The organism is Affinundibacterium flavidum, assembly GCF_014284175.1.
In the GTDB taxonomy this organism is placed as follows: domain Bacteria; phylum Pseudomonadota; class Gammaproteobacteria; order Burkholderiales; family Burkholderiaceae_D; genus Undibacterium; species Undibacterium flavidum.
This window is the reverse complement of the sequence record NZ_JACOGA010000091.1, coordinates 1-228: the sequence shown is the minus strand read 5'-3', so window position 1 is coordinate 228 and position 228 is coordinate 1. Positions and strand designations below refer to the sequence as shown.

The following is a 228-nucleotide window of genomic DNA, read 5'->3' as shown; positions in this document are numbered from 1 at the left end:
AAGCAGCCGGCACAGCGACTTTCACAGTCACCTTGTCCGCAGCCTCTGGTCAAACAGTTTCTGTCGGTTACAACACCAGCAATGGCACGGCCACTGCCGGCAGTGACTACACAGCAGCAAGCGGTACTTTAACGTTCAATCCTGGTGTCACCACCCAAACGATCACGGTCAATATCAGTAATGACAGCGTGTTCGAATTGTCCGAGAACTTCAACGTCAATTTGGTCA

Annotated in this window: 1 protein-coding gene; it reads left to right on the top strand. The window is 51.3% G+C overall.

The annotated features are described in order from the left end of the window. Nucleotides 1-228: Calx-beta domain-containing protein (locus tag H8K55_RS21490; RefSeq protein WP_186944284.1), on the top strand; the 228-nt coding region annotated here is incomplete at both ends.